The organism is Mycolicibacterium sp. XJ662, from assembly GCF_053484035.1.
Genome location: NZ_JBEFTL010000001.1, coordinates 69,471 through 85,153, shown reverse-complemented (window position 1 = coordinate 85,153; position 15,683 = coordinate 69,471). Strand labels below are relative to the sequence as shown.

General features: G+C 69.2%; 20 protein-coding genes. 19 read left to right on the top strand and 1 reads right to left on the bottom strand.

Going from position 1 to position 15,683, the window contains the following annotated elements:
- Positions 1 to 25: 25 nt before the first annotated feature.
- From ABQE93_RS00470 to ABQE93_RS00405, 14 genes are all read left to right on the top strand, one after another.
- A complete protein-coding gene (locus tag ABQE93_RS00470; RefSeq protein ID WP_448405298.1) occupies positions 26 to 1,369 on the top strand; it encodes a glutamyl-tRNA reductase in 1,344 nt (447 codons plus the stop codon).
- Between the two features lie 3 nt (positions 1,370 to 1,372).
- Positions 1,373 to 2,323: a hydroxymethylbilane synthase gene (gene hemC, locus ABQE93_RS00465; RefSeq protein WP_448405297.1), complete on the top strand. Its 951-nt coding sequence runs from the start codon at positions 1,373 to 1,375 to the stop codon at positions 2,321 to 2,323.
- Positions 2,324 to 2,339: 16 nt separating this feature from the next.
- Positions 2,340 to 4,013, top strand: coding sequence for a bifunctional uroporphyrinogen-III C-methyltransferase/uroporphyrinogen-III synthase (locus tag ABQE93_RS00460; RefSeq protein ID WP_448405296.1), 1,674 nt, complete (start codon positions 2,340 to 2,342; stop codon positions 4,011 to 4,013).
- Positions 4,014 to 4,060: 47 nt separating this feature from the next.
- A complete protein-coding gene (gene hemB / locus ABQE93_RS00455) occupies positions 4,061 to 5,038 on the top strand; it encodes a porphobilinogen synthase (RefSeq protein ID WP_448406471.1) in 978 nt (325 codons plus the stop codon).
- A complete protein-coding gene (locus tag ABQE93_RS00450) occupies positions 5,035 to 5,478 on the top strand; it encodes a hypothetical protein (protein WP_448405295.1) in 444 nt (147 codons plus the stop codon). The genes hemB and ABQE93_RS00450 overlap by 4 nt, the downstream gene beginning before the upstream one ends.
- 12 nt (positions 5,479 to 5,490) lie before the next feature.
- Positions 5,491 to 5,862, top strand: a complete 372-nt coding sequence (locus ABQE93_RS00445; protein WP_448405294.1) for a hypothetical protein — start codon at positions 5,491 to 5,493, stop codon at positions 5,860 to 5,862.
- Complete coding sequence (locus tag ABQE93_RS00440) at positions 5,859 to 6,353, top strand: transport-regulating membrane protein Mce1N (RefSeq protein WP_448405293.1); 495 nt, start codon at positions 5,859 to 5,861, stop codon at positions 6,351 to 6,353. Before ABQE93_RS00445 ends, ABQE93_RS00440 begins: the two co-directional genes overlap by 4 nt.
- Complete coding sequence (locus ABQE93_RS00435) at positions 6,350 to 6,586, top strand: hypothetical protein (protein WP_448405292.1); 237 nt, start codon at positions 6,350 to 6,352, stop codon at positions 6,584 to 6,586. Before ABQE93_RS00440 ends, ABQE93_RS00435 begins: the two co-directional genes overlap by 4 nt.
- A gap of 79 nt (positions 6,587 to 6,665) precedes the next feature.
- Positions 6,666 to 7,523 carry an oxygenase MpaB family protein gene (locus ABQE93_RS00430; RefSeq protein ID WP_448405291.1) on the top strand — a complete coding sequence of 286 codons (858 nt, stop codon included), beginning with the start codon at positions 6,666 to 6,668 and terminating at the stop codon, positions 7,521 to 7,523.
- Positions 7,510 to 8,103: a TetR/AcrR family transcriptional regulator gene (locus ABQE93_RS00425; protein WP_448405290.1), complete on the top strand. Its 594-nt coding sequence runs from the start codon at positions 7,510 to 7,512 to the stop codon at positions 8,101 to 8,103. The genes ABQE93_RS00430 and ABQE93_RS00425 overlap by 14 nt, the downstream gene beginning before the upstream one ends.
- Positions 8,104 to 8,114: 11 nt before the next feature.
- Positions 8,115 to 9,290 (top strand): macrolide family glycosyltransferase, encoded by a 1,176-nt coding sequence (locus tag ABQE93_RS00420; protein ID WP_448405289.1) that lies wholly within the window; start codon positions 8,115 to 8,117, stop codon positions 9,288 to 9,290.
- A 40-nt stretch (positions 9,291 to 9,330) separates the two neighbouring features.
- Positions 9,331 to 9,603: a hypothetical protein gene (locus ABQE93_RS00415; protein ID WP_448405288.1), complete on the top strand. Its 273-nt coding sequence runs from the start codon at positions 9,331 to 9,333 to the stop codon at positions 9,601 to 9,603.
- A gap of 10 nt (positions 9,604 to 9,613) precedes the next feature.
- Positions 9,614 to 10,099, top strand: coding sequence for a pyridoxamine 5'-phosphate oxidase family protein (locus ABQE93_RS00410; RefSeq protein WP_448405287.1), 486 nt, complete (start codon positions 9,614 to 9,616; stop codon positions 10,097 to 10,099).
- Positions 10,100 to 10,121: 22 nt separating this feature from the next.
- Positions 10,122 to 11,480 carry a cytochrome P450 gene (locus ABQE93_RS00405; RefSeq protein WP_448405286.1) on the top strand — a complete coding sequence of 453 codons (1,359 nt, stop codon included), beginning with the start codon at positions 10,122 to 10,124 and terminating at the stop codon, positions 11,478 to 11,480.
- Here the strand turns inward: ABQE93_RS00405 and ABQE93_RS00400 are convergent.
- Complete coding sequence (locus ABQE93_RS00400; protein ID WP_448405285.1) at positions 11,428 to 11,847, bottom strand: nitroreductase family deazaflavin-dependent oxidoreductase; 420 nt, start codon at positions 11,845 to 11,847, stop codon at positions 11,428 to 11,430. The genes ABQE93_RS00405 and ABQE93_RS00400 overlap by 53 nt on opposite strands.
- A gap of 23 nt (positions 11,848 to 11,870) precedes the next feature.
- Between ABQE93_RS00400 and ABQE93_RS00395 the strand changes: the two genes are divergently transcribed.
- From ABQE93_RS00395 to ABQE93_RS00375, 5 genes are read left to right on the top strand one after another with little or no spacing between them, the layout of a single operon-like run.
- Positions 11,871 to 12,251 (top strand): nitroreductase/quinone reductase family protein, encoded by a 381-nt coding sequence (locus tag ABQE93_RS00395; RefSeq protein WP_448405284.1) that lies wholly within the window; start codon positions 11,871 to 11,873, stop codon positions 12,249 to 12,251.
- Positions 12,252 to 12,302: 51 nt separating this feature from the next.
- Positions 12,303 to 13,619 carry a glutamate-1-semialdehyde 2,1-aminomutase gene (hemL, locus tag ABQE93_RS00390; protein ID WP_448405283.1) on the top strand — a complete coding sequence of 439 codons (1,317 nt, stop codon included), beginning with the start codon at positions 12,303 to 12,305 and terminating at the stop codon, positions 13,617 to 13,619.
- Positions 13,616 to 14,227 carry a histidine phosphatase family protein gene (locus ABQE93_RS00385; protein WP_448405282.1) on the top strand — a complete coding sequence of 204 codons (612 nt, stop codon included), beginning with the start codon at positions 13,616 to 13,618 and terminating at the stop codon, positions 14,225 to 14,227. Before hemL ends, ABQE93_RS00385 begins: the two co-directional genes overlap by 4 nt.
- Entirely contained in the window at positions 14,224 to 14,820 is a 597-nt protein-coding gene (locus ABQE93_RS00380; protein ID WP_448405281.1) for a TlpA disulfide reductase family protein, read from the top strand. The genes ABQE93_RS00385 and ABQE93_RS00380 overlap by 4 nt, the downstream gene beginning before the upstream one ends.
- On the top strand, positions 14,817 to 15,650 hold the full coding sequence (locus tag ABQE93_RS00375) for a cytochrome c biogenesis CcdA family protein (RefSeq protein WP_448405280.1): 834 nt from the start codon (positions 14,817 to 14,819) through the stop codon (positions 15,648 to 15,650). The genes ABQE93_RS00380 and ABQE93_RS00375 overlap by 4 nt, the downstream gene beginning before the upstream one ends.
- Positions 15,651 to 15,683: the final 33 nt, after the last annotated feature.

Sequence of the window (15,683 nt, the reverse complement as noted above, 5' to 3'; positions counted from 1 at the left end):
CCTTGGATGACATGGTGATGCGGCCGTGAGCGTATTGCTTTTCGGTGTTTCGCACCGCAGTGCGCCGGTGTCGGTCCTCGAGCAACTGAGCACCGACGAGGCCGACCAGGCAAAGATCGTCGACCAGGTGCTGCAGTCCGAGTTGGTGACCGAAGCCATGGTGCTGTCCACCTGCAACCGGGTCGAGGTCTACGCCGTCGTCGACGCGTTCCACGGCGGCCTGTCGGCCATCGGACAGGTGCTCTCCGAGCATTCCGGCATGTCGCTGGGCGACCTGACCAAATACGCCTACGTGCGCTACGCCGAAGCCGCCGTCGAGCATCTGTTCGCGGTGGCCAGCGGCCTGGATTCGGCCGTGATCGGCGAACAGCAGGTGCTCGGGCAGGTCCGCCGCGCGTACGCCGCCGCGGAGGCCAACCACAGCGTCGGCCGCACCCTGCACGAGCTGTCGCAACGCGCGCTTTCGGTCGGTAAGCGGGTGCACTCCGAGACCGGCATCGACGCCGCCGGGACGTCGGTGGTGTCGGTGGCGCTGGGCATCGCCGAAAGCAAGCTCGGCTCGTTGGCCGGACGCACCGCGGTCGTGGTCGGCGCCGGCTCGATGGGTTCGCTCACGGCTAAACACCTGATCCGCGCCGGCATCGACAGCGTGCACGTGGTGAACCGGTCGCTGGAGCGGGCCCGGCTACTGGCCCAGCATGTCCGCGACCAGGGCGTCGTCGCCGAGGCCTATCCGCTCGACCACATGGCCGGCGTGCTCGGCAACGCCCACGTCGTGATTTCGTGCACCGGCGCGGTGCGGCCGGTGGTCTCGTTGGCCGACGCGCACCGCGGGCTGGCCGGCCGCAGGCACCCCGACCAGCTGGTGATCTGCGACCTCGGCATGCCGCGCGACGTCGACCCGTCGATCTCCGGTCTGCCCGGCGTCTACGTCGTCGACATGGAGCGCATCCAGCGCGAGCCGTCGGCGCGCGCCGCGGCCTCCGACGCCGAAGCCGCCCGCACGATCGTCGCCGCCGAGGTTGCCAACTACCTGGCCGGGCAGCGTATGTCCGAGGTCACCCCGACCGTCACCGCGCTGCGACAGCGGGCCGCCGACGTCGTCGAAGCCGAGTTGCTGCGCCTCGACAACCGGCTGCCCGAACTGAACGCCGCGCACCGCGCCGAGGTCGCCAAGACCGTGCGGCGGGTGGTCGACAAGCTGCTGCACGCGCCGACCGTGCGGGTCAAACAACTCGCCAGTGCACCGGGCGGCGACAGCTACGCCGAGGCGCTGCGCGAGCTCTTCGAGCTCGACCAGCAGGCCGTCGACGCCGTCGCCGCTGGTGAATTGCCCTTGCGCACAACCGACTTCGACAAAACCGAGTAACGCTTGACGAAACGTCGCCCCAAACTTCGGATCGGCACCCGCGGCAGCCTGTTGGCCACCACCCAGGCGGGTACCGTGCTGGACGCCCTGACCGCCCGCGGGCACGACGCCGAGCTGGTCATCATCTCCACCGAAGGCGACCGCAACATGGGCCCGATCGCCGACATCGGGGTGGGGGTGTTCACCGCGGCGCTGCGCGAGGCCATCCACGACGGCCTGGTCGATCTGGCCGTGCACTCCTGTAAAGATTTGCCCACGGCCGTCGACCCGCGGTTCACGATCGCTGCAACACCCCCGCGCGAGGACCCTCGCGACGCGCTGTGCGCCCGCGACGGGTTGGTGCTCGGGGAGTTGCCGGCCGGCTCGGCCATCGGCACATCGAGCCCGCGGCGGATCGCGCAGCTTAGAGCATTGGGTCTCGGTTTGGAAATCCGCCCCCTAAGAGGCAACCTAGATACCAGGTTGAACAGGGTTAGCAACGGTGATCTCGACGGCATCGTGGTCGCACGGGCGGGACTGGCCCGCATCGGGCGACTGGCCGATGTCACCGAGGCTCTCGAGCCGGTGCAGATGTTGCCAGCGCCGGCTCAGGGTGCGCTCGCGGTGGAGTGCCGCGCAGGCGACACCGAGCTTGCCGCGCAGCTGGCGGAGTTGAACGACGCCGACACCCGCGCAGCAATCACCGCTGAACGAGCCCTGCTTGCCGAACTGGAGGCGGGTTGTTCCGCACCGGTGGGCGCGATCGCCGAGGTGGTCGAGTCCATCGATGAGGACGGCCGTGTCTTCGAAGAGCTGTCGCTGCGCGGCTGCGTGGCGGCGCTGGACGGATCCGACGTGATCCGCGCGTCCGGGATCGGAACTCCCGATCGGGCACGAGAGTTGGGGCTCTCGGTGGCCAGGGAGCTGTTCGAGCTCGGGGCGCGCGAAATCATGGCGGATCGCACTGAGCTGTAGAGCGGAGTGACGAGAGATGACAGGCCAGAGTAGCGGGCGAGGTCGCAAGCCGAAGCCGGGCCACATCACATTCGTCGGCTCAGGCCCGGGAGATCCCGGCCTGCTGACGTTGCGGGCCCGCGCGGTGTTGGTCAACGCCGCCCTGGTGTTCGCTGACCCCGACGTGCCGGAGGCCGTGCGTGCCCTGGTGGGGGCGGAGTTGCCGCCGCCGGCGGGTCCCGAGCCTGCCGAGGCGGCCGCGGACGCCGATGGGGAGACCTCGACGATTCCGGGTGGCCCCGACGTCCGGTCGGCCGTCGGCGAACCGGCCGAGGTCGCCAAGGCGCTGGCCACCGAGGCCCGCACAGGTGTCGACGTGGTGCGGCTGGTGGCCGGCGACCCGCTGTCGACCGACGCGGTGATCACGGAGGTGTCGGCGTTGGCCAAGACGCAGTTGACCTTCGAGATCGTGCCGGGGCTGCCCGACACCACCGCGGTGCCGACGTATGCGGGTCTGCCGCTGGGTTCGGCGCACACCGTCGCCGACGTTCGCGACCCCAACGTCGACTGGGCGGCCTTGGCCGCCGCGCCCGGCCCGCTGATCCTGCACGCCACCGCGTCGCATCTGCCCGACGCGGCGCGCACGCTGATCGAGTACGGGCTGTCCGAAACCACACCGGCCGTGGTGACCGCCAACGGCACCACGTGCCAACAGCGTTCGGCTGAAACCACGTTGGTCGGCCTGCTCGAAAAGACGGCGCTGGACAAGCCCTCCGGCATGGAACCCGCCCCGCCGAACGGCGAATGGGCCCAGGGCGTTCCGCTGGTGGTGACGATCGGTAAGACCGTGAACCACCGCGCCAAGCTGAACTGGTGGGAGAGCCGCGCCCTGTACGGCTGGACGGTGCTGGTGCCCCGCACCAAGGACCAGGCCGGCGAGATGAGCGAAAAGCTGGTCGGCCACGGCGCGACGCCGATCGAGGTGCCGACCATCGCGGTCGAACCGCCGCGCAGCCCCGCGCAGATGGAACGCGCGGTCAAGGGACTGGTCGACGGCCGGTTCCAGTGGGTGGTGTTCACCTCCACCAACGCGGTGCGCGCGGTGTGGGAGAAGTTCAACGAGTTCGGCCTCGACGCGCGGGCGTTCTCCGGTGTGAAGATCGCCTGCGTCGGTCAGGCCACCGCGGACCGTGTGCGTGCCTTCGGCATCGAACCCGAGCTGGTGCCGTCCGGTGAGCAGTCCTCGCTGGGTCTGCTCGACGACTTCCCGCCCTACGATGACGTTTTCGACCCGGTGAACCGAGTGTTGTTGCCGCGCGCCGACATTGCCACCGAGACGCTGGCCGAGGGGCTGCGCGAGCGCGGCTGGGAGATCGAGGACGTCACCGCGTACCGCACGGTGCGCGCCGCACCGCCGCCGGCACACACCCGCGAGATGATCAAGACCGGTGGCTTCGACGCGGTGTGCTTCACCTCGAGCTCAACGGTGCGCAACCTGGTCGGCATCGCGGGTAAACCGCACGCCCGCACCATCGTCGCCTGCATCGGACCCAAAACAGCCGAAACCGCAGCGGAATTCGGTTTGCGCGTGGATGTGCAGCCCGAGGTCGCAGCGGTGGGCCCGCTGGTCGACGCGCTGGCCGAGCACGCCGCACGGCTGCGCGCCGAGGGTGCGCTGCCGCCGCCGCGCAAGAAGAGCCGCCGGCGGTAGCGCCGGGAGGAGCCGCAGTGACAGGATCTTCGCGCGAGCGCTCATCCATGTTCCCGCGTCACCGTCCCCGTCGGCTGCGGTCCAGCCCGGCCATGCGCCGTCTGGTGGCCCAGACGTCGCTGGAGCCAAGGCATCTGGTGTTGCCGATGTTCGTCGCCGACGGCATAGCGGAATCACGGCCCATCTCCTCCATGCCCGGCGTCGTGCAGCACACGCGTGACTCCCTGCGACGCGCGGCCGCCGAGGCGGTCGCGGCCGGGGTCGGCGGGCTGATGCTGTTCGGGGTGCCGCGCGAGGACGACAAGGACGCCAGCGGGTCGATCGGGCTGGCGCACGACGGGATCCTCAACGCCGCATTGCGTGATCTGGCCAAGGATCTCGGCGATGAGACCGTGCTGATGGCCGATACCTGCCTCGACGAGTTCACCGACCACGGACACTGCGGGGTGCTGGACGCGTCCGGCCGGGTCGACAACGACGCGACCAACGCGCGCTATGTGGAACTGGCTGTGGCGCAAGCGGATGCGGGCGCGCACGTGGTGGGTCCGAGCGGCATGATGGACGGGCAGGTCGCGGCGATCCGCGACGGGCTGGACGCGGCCGGGCACACCGACACCGTGATCCTGGCCTACGCCGCCAAATTCGCCTCCGGTTTCTACGGTCCGTTCCGCGAGGCGGTGGCGTCGAGCCTGAGCGGTGACCGTCGCACCTATCAGCAGGAGCCGGGCAACGCCCGCGAGGCGTGCCACGAGGTCGAGTTGGACATCGACGAGGGCGCCGACATCGTGATGATCAAACCGGCGATGGGCTATCTGGACATCGTCCGCGCGGCCGCCGAGATATCACCGGTACCCGTTGCGGCCTACCAGGTTTCGGGCGAGTACGCGATGATCAGCGCCGCGGCCGCCAACGGCTGGATCGACCTGCAGACGGTTGCGCTGGAGATGCTGACCGGTATCCGGCGCGCGGGTGCGGACATCGTGCTGACGTACTGGGCGGCCGAGGCCGCCGGCTGGCTGGCGTGACGTCGGGCTTCCAAGGCCGGCCGTCGCAGCCCGAGCCGCAGTCACCCGACGGTCGACCGCCCGACGTCGATACCGGGTTCTGGCTGTGGGTGATCGCGCTGCCGCTGACGGTGATCGGGTATCTCGTCGACGTGTTCGGGTCGGACGCCCGGGTGCCCGTTCTGGTCGGGGTCGTTTCGGTGATGTTCGTCGTGATCCTGTCGGCGGTGGTGCTGACGTTTCAGATCCTCATGCGCCACGGCTACCGGTGGGCGCGCACGCTGTTGACCGGCGGAGGGGTGGCCTCGGTGGTCTACATGGCGGGCAGCCTGTTCACCGCCGAACGCGACACCGCCGCGGCGCTGGCCTACGCGGTGTGCGCCATCGTGGGGTCGGTGCTCATTCTCGGGGGAGCGGTGCTGTTGCACCGCAAGGACGCCCATACGTACTTCACCCGTTAGGCTGACCCGACAATGACCGCTGATCAGCCGCGACCGGGCTTCGTCACCGCTGCGTTCTGGTGCTGGGCGGCCGCGGCGGTGATGCTGATGGTGGGTGGCATGCTGACCGCATCGGTGAACCTGCCGACGGTATTTCGCGCAGCGGGCGTTCTCACCGTCGTCGTCGGCGCCGCGATGGCGTTTCTGGCCGGCCGAAGCCGCAAGGGCGACACCCGGTTCCGCCGCGCCGCGGTGGCTTTGGCGGTGGTGAGCTCGGCGTGGATCGGTTTGTCCGCCGCGCTGGGCGTCGTGCACCTACTTACGCTGTTGGCGATCCTTCCGCTGATCGCCGGCGCCGTGTTGACGACGCGGCGAGGTGAACCCGTGCAGGAGGAAGCGCAGTGACCGAGAGCAACGCAACGCCGCCGCAGGTGTTGTTCTACGAGCAGGGTGCGAGCTGGTGGTGGGTGCTGGCCGGACCGGTCGCCGCGATCGCGATGGGCTTGATCCAGGCGTCGGCCGGCTACGGCATCCAGCTGCTGGTGCCCGGCATCTTCCTGGTGTTGGTCTCGGGGTTTTTGGCCATCCAGGTCAAGGCGGCGCGCATCCACACGTCGGTCGAGTTGACGCCGGATACGTTGCGGCAGGGCACCGAACGGATCAGCGTCGACGGCATCGTGCGGGTGTATCCGGAGGCCACGGGTGCCGAAGAGCCGAAATGGCAGTCGGCGCGGGCGCTCGGCGAACTGACCGGCGTACCGCGCGGGCGCACCGGGATCGGCCTGAAGTTGACCAACGACCGCTCGGCGCAGGCGTGGGCGCGCAAACACCACCAGCTGCGCATGGCGCTGACCCAGCTGGTCGAGGAACGCATCCCGCCGGACCGCACGCCGTGAGGGCGCCGGTGCGGGCCGCGGTGGAACTGGCGCTGGCCGTCGCCGCGGCGATCGGGTGCGTGCTGAGCTGGGTGTCGGCCGGCTCGACGGTCATGGTGGCCCCGGTGCTGGAGGGTGAGCCCGCCACCACGTCGGTCGTCTACCGCGCGCCGCTGCTGGGGCTGTCGCTGTTGTTGGCGACGGTGGCCGGTGTGCTGACCGTGCTCGCCGTCGCCCGGCTGCGCCGGAACTAGTGCCGTCACCAATAGAGGCGAGTGAGAGGCCGCTCACAACCGCTTGGTACAAAGTGCGAAATTTGTAACACTGTGTCACATGACCGAGCTGATGGAGAAGTCCGAGCACCTCGACGACGCGCTGCCGCTGGGCCCGCAGTCGCTGGTCTGGCGCTATTTCGGCGATAATCGGATGTTCCTGATCGGCCCGCGGCCCGCGGTGCTGCAGAACATGCTCGCCGACCTCGGCCAGGGCGTGCTCGACCACTCGGTGTTCTTCGACGACACCGCCGCCCGGGTCAAGCGGTCGCTGCCGCCGATCTTCAACACCGTGTACGGCTCCGACGACGACCACCCCGGCACCCAGGTCCGCGACTTTCACACCGACATCAAGGGGGAGATGCCCGACGGCGCGCGCTACCACGCACTGGATCCAGACACCTACTTCTGGGCGCACGCCACGTTCGTCGAGCAGGTGCTCTACTTCGCCGACACCTTCGTCAAGCGGCTCACCCGCGAAGAGAAGGAACAGATCTACCTCGAGTCCAAGACGTGGTACCGCCGCTACGGCGTCAGCGACCGGCCGATGCCCGCCGACTACGACGCGTTCGAACGCTACTGGAACCGGATGATCGACGAGATCGTCGTCGCGCACCCCACGGCGAAATACGGCGTCGGCTATGTCACCAAAGGCTTTCCGCGGCCCAAGGGCGTGCATCCGCTCGTGTGGCGGCTCGTCGCGCCGGTCTTCAACCCGATGGCGGCCTTTTTGACCACCGGCGGCATGCCGCCGCGCACCAGGGCGATGCTCGGCTTGCCGTGGAGTGACCGCCAGGAGCGTCGATACCAGCGCTTCGCCGCGTTCTGGCGTACCCGCCCGGTGAACTGGCTGTGGGACCGGTTGCCGATGCGGCTGCGCTACAACGGATACGCGTGCAAGGGCTATGCCAGAGGCTGATGCCACCACGCTGGCGATACTCGACGCCGCGGTCGTCGAGTTCGAACAGCACGGGTTTCGACGGGTGGCCCTCGACGACGTCGCCCGCCGCGCCCGCGTCAGCCGTACCACGATCTACCGACGCTTCACCAACAAGGACGAGCTGATCGCGGCCGTCATCGAACGCGGTAACGCGACGCTGTTCGCCGACATCGCGCACGAGCTCAAACAGACTGCGCCGCAGTCCAATTACTATGTCGAGGCGTTCACGCTCTCGATCCTGAAGTTCCGCAGCCACCGGGTGCTGCACCGGATGGTCACCGACGAGCCGGCGTTGGTGCTGCAGTTGGCCAGTCAGCACTGGGCGGCGGCCATCGAGCGGATGGCCGAAGCGCTGCGGATCATCTTCCCGCCCGGCTTCGCCGAACGGATCGGCGCGGACGCCGTCAACGAGCTGGCCGACACCATCCTGCGCTACGCCGCGATGGTGTTGCTGCTGCCCAGCGTCACACCGCTGGACACCGCCGACGACATCCGCGCCTTCGCCACCCGCCACTTCCTGCCCAGCCTGCCCGCCGCGCTGCGCAGCGTGTCCGCCTAGCCTGAGATGGCATGGGCCATATCGCGATCTGCGTGTCGGCGGGCACCGGCCACGTCAACCCGACGCTGGGCGTCGCCGCAGAGCTGATCGCCCGCGGACATCGGGTCACCTACGCGGCGACGTCGACGCACCGCGCCCGGGTGACCGACGTCGGCGCGCAGCTCGTGCCGTTCCGTACCACGATGGCCGGCTCGCAGCCGCCGCCGCAGTTCACCGCCCGGGACTTCCACCGCGCCACCCACGCCGCGCTCGACGAAGTGGAATACGTGCTACCCCAGGTGCGTTCGGGATTCAGCGGTGAGGAGCCGGACCTTGTCATGCACGACGCCACGGTGGCGTGGTGGGGCCGGTTGGCCGCTGCGGACTGGGGTGTGCCGGTGGTGGCGAGCTGGCCCAACTTCGTCGGCAACCGGCATTGGTCGTTGAACCGCTACGTCAAGATCAACCCGCTCAATCCCCGGCTGCTCGCGGCGCTGTGGCGGGCGCACCGCATCGCCCGACGCCACGGCCTAACCGCCGCCAACCTGCTGCAGGCCGCCGGCGCGGACGCCCAGCTGGTGTTTCTGCCGAGGGCATTCCAGTATGCGGGCGCAACCTTCGGGGCCCCTTATGTTTTCGTCGGGCCGTGTCTGACCGAGCGCCCCTCGGACGGCCGCTGGGACCCGCCGCCGGACCGCGACGTCGTGCTGGTCTCGCTCGGCACCGCCTACCACGACCGGGCCGACTTCTTCCGGGCCTGTGTGGCCGCGTTCGCCGACGCGCCATGGCACGTCGTGCTGGCGGTCGGCGACAAGGTCGACCCGGCCGAGCTGGGTACGACTCCGACGCACGTACAGGTGCACCGCACGGTGCCCCAACTGCAGGTGCTGCGCCATGCCGCGGCGTTCGTCAGCCACGCCGGCATGGGCAGCACGATGGAGGCGCTGAGCTTCGGGGTGCCGATCGTTGCGGTGCCCCAGATGACCGAACAGCAGGCCAACGCCGACCGGATCGCCCAGCTGGGTCTGGGCATCCGGATCGCGCGGGACGGCGCCACCGCCGAGCGGCTGCGCACCGCGGTCCACGACGTCACCGGCGATGCGCGGGTGGCGCAGAACCTGCGCCGCATGCAGGACGAGATCGGCTCCGCCGGAGGCGCACCGGCCGCGGCCGACGTGATCGAGCGTGTGCTGGCCGACCGCGGCTGAACCGGTTTTGTATGCACGCTGTTGGGGCAAACGTTAAGCCATGAGTAACGACGAACGGCAAAGCTCCGAACCGCGCACCGACGAGCACCATCAGGTTCTCGACAAACCCGAAGACCCACCTCCCACCGAGAAGCCCGAGGTGACCGAGGAACACCGCAAGAAGGCCAAGGAAATGGCCAAGGATTACCACGACGAACGTCCGACCATCACGATGCCGGGCACCGGTGGAGCGGTGGCGGGCACCGCCGTCAACGACTGGGTCGACGACGACGGCAACCCGAAGTACAGCAAGGACGACGCGCCGTCCACGTAGAGTGCCCGGCGTGACCGCACTCGAGCGGATCGTGCCGGCCTTCGTCGAGATGGCGCACTCGATCATCTGGGCGTCGGTGGCCACCGTCGACGCCGACGGCCGCCCGCGCACCCGCATCCTGCACCCGATCTGGGAGTGGGACGGTACCGACCTGTTCGGCTGGATCGCGACCGTGCCCAGCCCGGTGAAGAAGGCACATTTGGCCGTCCACCCCGAGGTGTCGGTGAGCTACTGGTCCCCGAGCCACGACACGTGCAGCGCCGAATGCCTCGTCGAGTGGTACCTCGATGAGGAGACCCGCGCCGCGGTGTGGGACAAGTTCGCGCACGGTCCCGAGCCCGTCGGCTACGACCCGCGCATCATCCCGCAGTGGAGCGACGGGCCGACGTCGGACCAGTTCGCGGTGCTGCGGCTGAGCCCGTACCGGATCCGGGTGATGCCCGCCGCCGTGATGACGAAAGGTGAAGGCGCACCCCTCGCTTGGCACGCTGGGTGAGCGGATGCTGCATGATCGAGCCATGACGACAACGCTCGACGTCAGCAGCCTGCCGCTGGTGCCGAAGAATCCGCTGCCGTTCTGGCAGCTGGTGAAGTTGGTGCGCAGGCTCGACACCGGCCAGGAAGTGATCCGCGACGCCGGCGGGCCCCTCACCCGCATCCAGTTCGCGCCGAAGAACGTCTACCCGCCGATCGTGGCGGTGATGTCGCCGGCGGGCATGCGCGACGTGTTGGGACGCAGCGACGCCTCCTCGGATCGGTGCATCATTCACGACGAGGTGCGCGCGATGGCGGGCGACAGCCTGTGGGTGCTGCCCAACGAGCTGTGGCGGCCGCGCAAGCGCGCGCTGCAACCGGTGTTCACCAAGCACAATGTGCGCGACTTCGGTGGTCACATGTCGGGGGCCGCGCAGAGATTCGTCGACCGCTGGCCCGACGGCGGCGACGTCGACCTCGACGTGGAATGCCGCAAGGTCGCGATGCAGTCGCTGGGCCGATCGGTGCTGGGGATCGACCTCAACGAGCGCGCCGACACCATCGCCCGGTGCATGCATGTGGCGTCCTCCTACACCGCCGACCGCGCGCTGCGCCCGGTGCGGGCCCCGAGTTGGCTGCCGACCTCGGCCCGACGCAAGGCCGCGCGCGCGGTCAACGCAATGCGCGAGATCACCGACGACATGGTGCGGGCGTGCCGCGCCGACCCGACCCGGGACGCACCGCTGGTGCAGGCGTTGCTGACGGCCACCGACCCCGAGACCGGGCGACTGCTGTCCGACGAGGACATCTCCAACGACCTGTTGATCTTCATGCTCGCCGGCCACGACACCACCGCGACGGCGTTGACCCACACGCTGTGGATCCTCGGCCACCACCGCGACATTCAGGACCGCGTCGCCGCCGAGGCCGCCGCGCTCGGCGACCGGGAGTTGACCCCGGCCGACGTGCCCCGACTCGAATACACCGTGCAGGTGCTGCACGAGTCGCTGCGGCTGTGCCCGCCCGCGGCGGGGGTGGCGCGGTTGGCCACCCGCGACATCGCCGTCGACGGCTACCGGGTCGAGAAAGGCAGCCTGCTCGCCGTCGGCCTGTACGCGCTGCACCACGACCCGACGCTCTGGCCCGACCCGATGGCGTTCGACCCCGACCGCTTCAGCCCCGAGAAGGTCAAGGCCCGCGACCGCTGGCAGTTCCTGCCGTTCCTCGGCGGCGGGCGGCCCTGCATCGGGGAACACTTCGCGCGGTTGGAGACCACGCTTGCGCTGGCCACCATCATCCGGTCCCTGGACATCCGTTCGGTCGAAGACGAGTTCAACTGCGAGGTGCCGCTCACCACGGTCGCCAAGGGCCCGATCCGCGCCCGCCTGCGTCCGCGCGGGTGAGCAGCACCGCCTGCTCGAACGGCAACCGCGCGAAAATCGGCCGCCACCGACCGGTGACCGCCGGCGCCGCCTGCGCCTTGGGTATCACCCGCGGGTCGCGTACCTCGAAGGTCCGGCCGTAGCGCTTCATCCGGGCGCCGCCGGCGGCGGTGACGTTCTTCAGCCAGTCGCGGTCGGGCCCGTAGGTCAGCAGGATCGCCACCCCGTCTTCGGTGGAAAACACGGTCAACGGCGTGCGGTAGGTCCGACCCGACCTGCGTCCGACGTGCTCGAGGATGCCGAACGTCGGCGCCCAGCCCGCCCAGAGCTTCTGGATCGGGTTGGTGACATACCGATTGAACCGGGCCAGCCATTGCGGGAGCTGCACATGAACCATCAAACTCGGGCCATATGGCATATCTCAAGCCTGGCTGGCTCACCACCAAGATCTTCAACCCGTTCGCCAAAACCGTCGGATTGTGGGAGACCCTGACCGTCACCACGCGACGCACCAGGCAGCCACAGCAGATCCCGATCATCTCCGTCGACGTCGACGGCGCCAAGTACCTGGTGTCCACCCGGGGCGAATCGGAGTGGGTGAAAAACGTCCGGGCCGATCCCAACGTGAAGATCGGCTCGACGGACTACGTCGCGCGCGAGATCCCCGAGCACGACCGCTCACCCATCCTGGCCGCTTACCGCAAGAAGGCGGGCAGTGTGGTCAAGGGCTACTTCAAGCAGCTACCGCACGACGCCGACCACCCGGTGTTCGTGCTCACCCCGAAGGGCTGAGAACTACACCCTGTAGTTGACGGTTTGCATCGTGCTGGGACACTGGTGGCCATGCGTGCTGACCAGATCTCGACCGAGGTGTCGGCGCGGCTGTTCGCCGAGGCCAGCGGGGTCATCCCCGGCGGGGTGAACTCGCCGGTGCGGGCCTTCGCCTCGGTCGGCGGCACCCCGCGCTTCATCACCTCCGCCGACGGCTACTGGCTGACCGACGCCGACGGCAACCGTTACGTCGACCTGGTCTGCTCCTGGGGCCCGATGATCCTGGGCCACGCCCACCCCGCGGTCGTCGAGGCCGTGCAACGCGTCGCGGCCGACGGCCTGTCCTTCGGCGCCCCGACCCCCTCGGAGACCGAGCTGGCCGCCGAGATTGTGGCCCGCGTCGCCCCCGTCGAGCGGCTGCGCCTGGTCAACTCCGGCACCGAGGCCACCATGAGCGCGATCCGGCTGGCCCGCGGCTACACCGGCCGGTCCAAGATCGTCAAGTTCGCCGGCTGCTACCACGGCCACAGCGACGCGCTGCTGGCCGACGCCGGCTCCGGGGTCGCGACGCTGGGGCTGCCGTCCTCACCGGGTGTGACGGGCGCGGCGGCCGCCGACACGATCGTCTTGCCCTACAACGACATCCACGCCGTCGAAGACGCTTTCGGCCGGTTCGGCGACGAGATCGCCTGCGTCATCACCGAAGCCAGCCCCGGCAACATGGGCACCGTGGCGCCGCGGCCCGGCTACAACGCCGCGCTGCGCCGCATCACCGCCGAATCCAGTGCGCTGTTGATCGTCGACGAGGTGATGACGGGGTTCCGGGTGAGCCGATCAGGTTGGTACGGCATCGATCCCGTCGACGCCGATCTGTTCACGTTCGGCAAGGTGATGAGCGGCGGGCTGCCCGCCGCGGCGTTCGGCGGCCGCGCCGAGGTGATGGAGCGGCTGGCCCCGCTGGGCCCGGTGTATCAGGCAGGCACGTTGTCGGGCAATCCGGTGGCCATGGCCGCCGGGCTCGCGACGTTGCGCGCCGCCGATGACCACGCGTACGCCGCGCTGGACGCCAACGCCGACCGGTTGGCAGCCCTGCTCGGGCAGGCGTTGACCGAAGCCGGTGTGGCACACCAGGTTGCACGCGCAGGCAACATGCTGTCGGTGTTCTTCACCGATCAGCCGGTCATCGACTTCGCCTCCGCGCGGGCGTCCGAGACCTGGCGTTTCCCGGCGTTTTTCCACGGCCTGCTCGACGCCGGCATCTACCCGCCGCCCAGCGCCTTCGAAACATGGTTCGTCTCAACGGTGTTGGATGACGAGGCGTTCGAGCGTATCGCCGCCGCGCTGCCCGGCGCCGCGCGTGCCGCAGCGGAAGCGAGCAGGACCGCATGAGCGAAAGAACCACCGTGCACGTGATGCGGCACGGCGAGGTGTACAACCCTGACGGCATCCTCTACGGCCGCCTCGAGGGCTACCACCTCTCCGAACGCGGGCACGCCCAGGCCGAGAAGGTGGCCGAACACCTGGCCGACCGCGACATCGTGCTCGTGGTCGCATCGCCGCTGCTGCGCGCACAAGAGACCGCCACCCCGATCGCCAAGCGGCTGAACCTGCCGATCGAAACCGACGACGAGCTCATCGAGTCGCTGAACATCTTTGAGGGGCTCCGGGTTTCACCGGGTGACGGTGCGCTTCGCGACCCGCGCAACTGGCGTCACCTGTGGAACCCTCTGCGGCCGTCGTGGGGCGAGCCGTACCGCGAGATCGCCGCGCGGATGCGTCGCGCCGTCGACCGGGCCCGCGACGGTGCGCGCGGGCACGAGGCGGTGTGCGTAAGCCATCAGCTGCCGGTGGAGATCCTGCGCCGGTCGTTGACCGGCAAGCGGTTCGCCCACGATCCACGCAAGCGGCAGTGCGCGCTGGCGTCGCTGAACTCGTTTGTCTACGACGGTGACACGCTCGTCGACTGGTACTACCGCGAGCCGGCCGCAGAACTGTGAAGTGGTTGGTGGTCATCGTGAGCGCGGTCCTGGCCGTGCTCACCGGATGCTCCACCGGCGACGACGCCGTCGCGCAGGGCGGCACCTTCGAGTTCGTCGCACCCGGCGGGCAGACCGACATCTTCTACGACCCACCCGAAAGCCGCGGCCGCCCAGGCTCGTTAAGCGGTCCGGACCTGATGGATCCGGCCAAAACCATCTCGCTCGACGACTTCGCGGGCAAGGTGGTGGTGATCAACGTGTGGGGGCAGTGGTGTGCGCCGTGCCGCACCGAGATCACCCAGCTGCAACAGGTTTACGACCAGACCCGCGACCTCGGCGTGCAGTTCCTCGGCATCGATGTCCGCGACCACAATATGGACGCTCCTCGGGATTTTCTCGTCGACCGCGGTATCACGTTCCCGTCGATCTACGACCCGGCGATGCGCACCATGATCGCCTTCGGCGGCAAGTACCCCACCACGGTCATCCCGTCCACGATCGTGCTGGACCGAGAGCACCGGGTGGCCGCGGTGTTCTTGCGCGAACTGCTCGCCGAGGACCTGCAACCAGTGGTGCAGCGGTTAGCCACCGAATCGGAGCCTGCGACGTGACCGGGTTCGCCGAGATCGCCGCCGCCGGACCGGTCCTGGTGGCGCTGGGGGTGTGTGTGCTGGCCGGGCTGGTGTCGTTCGCCTCCCCGTGCGTGGTGCCGCTGGTGCCGGGCTATCTGTCGTATCTGGCCGCGGTGGTCGGCGTCGCCCCCGGGGACGCCCCCGACCTTTCCCGCCGAAACCCACGTTTTGGTCGGAAAGTCGCGGAAAAAACCGCCAAATCGTCGGTCTCGACGAGTGGTGTGCGGCTGCGGGTCGCCGGGGCCGCCGGGCTGTTCGTCGCCGGGTTCACCGCGGTGTTCGTCCTGGGCACCGTGGCGGTGCTGGGCATGACGACCACGTTGATCACCAACCAGCTTCTGCTGCAACGCATCGGCGGCATCGTGACCATCGTGATGGGGTTGGCGTTCATCGGCTTCATCCCGGCGCTGCAGCGCGACGCCCGGTTCGCCCCGCGCCAACTGTCGACGGTCGCGGGCGCACCGCTGCTCGGCGCGGTCTTCGCGCTGGGCTGGACGCCGTGCCTGGGGCCCACCCTGACCGGGGTGATCACAGTCGCGTCGGCGACCGACGGCGCCAACGTCGCCCGCGGTGTGGCGCTGGTGCTGGCGTACTGCCTCGGCCTGGGCATCCCGTTCGTGCTGCTGGCCTTCGGATCCGCAAGCGCCGTGCAGGGCTGGGATTGGCTGCGCCGCCACACCCGCACCATCCAGATCATCGGCGGCATTCTGCTGATCCTTGTCGGCACGGCGCTGGTCACCGGCGTGTGGAACGACTTCGTGTCCTGGGTCCGCGACGCCTTCGTCACCGACGTCACCCTGCCGATATGACCACCACCCGAGCGCGAACAGACGCAGAAGGCC

Bases quoted from the DNA above. Each gene is read 5' to 3' on its own strand.
- ABQE93_RS00460 (WP_448405296.1), top strand. From the start codon at position 2,340: ATGACAGGCCAGAGTAGCGGGCGAGGTCGCAAGCCGAAGCCGGGCCAC.
- hemB (WP_448406471.1), top strand. From the start codon at position 4,061: ATGTTCCCGCGTCACCGTCCCCGTCGGCTGCGGTCCAGCCCGGCCATG.
- ABQE93_RS00445 (WP_448405294.1), top strand. From the start codon at position 5,491: ATGACCGCTGATCAGCCGCGACCGGGCTTCGTCACCGCTGCGTTCTGG.
- ABQE93_RS00430 (WP_448405291.1), top strand. From the start codon at position 6,666: ATGACCGAGCTGATGGAGAAGTCCGAGCACCTCGACGACGCGCTGCCG.
- ABQE93_RS00425 (WP_448405290.1), top strand. From the start codon at position 7,510: ATGCCAGAGGCTGATGCCACCACGCTGGCGATACTCGACGCCGCGGTC.
- ABQE93_RS00420 (WP_448405289.1), top strand. From the start codon at position 8,115: ATGGGCCATATCGCGATCTGCGTGTCGGCGGGCACCGGCCACGTCAAC.
- ABQE93_RS00415 (WP_448405288.1), top strand. From the start codon at position 9,331: ATGAGTAACGACGAACGGCAAAGCTCCGAACCGCGCACCGACGAGCAC.
- ABQE93_RS00405 (WP_448405286.1), top strand. From the start codon at position 10,122: ATGACGACAACGCTCGACGTCAGCAGCCTGCCGCTGGTGCCGAAGAAT.
- ABQE93_RS00395 (WP_448405284.1), top strand. From the start codon at position 11,871: ATGGCATATCTCAAGCCTGGCTGGCTCACCACCAAGATCTTCAACCCG.
- hemL (WP_448405283.1), top strand. From the start codon at position 12,303: ATGCGTGCTGACCAGATCTCGACCGAGGTGTCGGCGCGGCTGTTCGCC.
- ABQE93_RS00385 (WP_448405282.1), top strand. From the start codon at position 13,616: ATGAGCGAAAGAACCACCGTGCACGTGATGCGGCACGGCGAGGTGTAC.